A 1,411-nucleotide genomic window follows, 5' to 3' on the forward strand; every position below is an offset into this window, starting at 1 on the left:
TCGTTGATGTCCCAGGAAGTGGTGTAAGTCCAACCACAGCGTAGCGGCGCCAGCCGCGCAGCTGTGGCGGCCGCCCCGTGAGGGGTGGCCATCGTGATTCCGGATAGGGTTGAGGTGCGAAGTCCACCCTTGATCCTTGCGAAGGAAACCACGATGACCACCCCCACTATGGCATTGGCTGAACTGGCCGAGAAGGGAGCCGACGTCGACGTGCTGCGCCAGATGGTTCAGTTCATGGCCCAGCGCCTGATGGAGCTCGATGTCGAGGCCCGCTGTGGCGCCGGATACGACGAGAAGAGCGCCGAGCGGCTCAACAGCCGCAACGGCTACCGCGACCGCGTCTGGGACACCCGCGCCGGCTCGGTGGAGCTGAAGATCCCGAAGCTGCGCCAAGGCAGCTACTTCCCTGGGTTCCTGGAACCACGGCGCACGGCGGAGAAGGCGCTCACCGCGGTGATCCAGGAGGCCTACGTGCAGGGCATCTCCACGCGCTCGGTGGACGACCTGGTCAAGGCGCTGGGCATGAGCGGCGTGTCCAAGAGCCAGGTCAGCCGGCTGTGCGCCGAGCTCGACGAGCGCGTCAACGCGTTCCTCAACCGCCCGGTCGAGGGCGACTGGCCTTACCTGTGGATCGACGCGACCTACGTGAAGACGCGCGAGGCCGGCCGCATCGTGAGCGTGGCGGTGATAGTGGCCGTCGGCGTGAACACCGACGGGCAGCGCGAGGTGCTGGGTCTGAAGGTCGGCGCCAGCGAAGCCGAGCCCTTCTGGACCGAGTTCCTTCGCAGCCTGAATCGCCGCGGACTTCGCGGCGTCAAGCTCGTCATCAGCGACAGCCATGAGGGTCTCAAGGCCGCGGCGGCCAAGGTCCTCAAGGCCACCTGGCAGCGTTGCCGCGTGCACTTCATGCGCAACGCCCTGGCGCATGCAGGCAAGACCCAGCGACGCATGGTCTCGGCCGCGATCGGCACGGTGTTCGTCCAGGACACTCCCGACGCCGCACGCGCGCAATGGCGCTCCGTGGCCGACCAGCTGCGAGGCAAGTTCCCCAAGCTCGGTGCGCTCATGGACGAGGCCGAGAACGACGTGCTCGCCTTCATGACCTTCCCTCGCGCGCACTGGACGCAGATCTACAGCACCAATCCACTGGAGCGACTGAACGCCGAGATCAAGCGTCGCACCAATGTCGTGGGCATCTTCCCCAACGACAAGTCCATCGTGCGGCTGGTCGGAGCCATGATGCTCGAGCAGAACGACGAGTGGAGCTTGAACCGGCGCTACATGCAGCTTGAAGGCCTGCAGACCCTCACCGATACTGCCCCCACTCGGCTGCCCGCTGTGGCGCGCTGAGTACCGTGCGTCTCAGCCTTGTCCGGGCTGTGGACCTACACCACGGGTTGGGACGCGACCA

1 protein-coding gene is annotated in these 1,411 nt (G+C 66.1%); it reads left to right on the forward strand.

The window, feature by feature from the left end; all coding sequences use genetic code 11:
- Positions 1–153 precede the first annotated feature (153 nt).
- The gene (locus P1K89_RS33260) at positions 154–1,350 is read left to right on the forward strand and encodes an IS256 family transposase (RefSeq protein ID WP_284620826.1); all 1,197 of its coding nucleotides are present in this window, start codon (positions 154–156) and stop codon (positions 1,348–1,350) included.
- Positions 1,351–1,411 lie beyond the last annotated feature (61 nt).

The organism is Aquabacterium humicola (assembly GCF_030167915.1).
Classification (GTDB): domain Bacteria; phylum Pseudomonadota; class Gammaproteobacteria; order Burkholderiales; family Burkholderiaceae_C; genus Pseudaquabacterium; species Pseudaquabacterium humicola.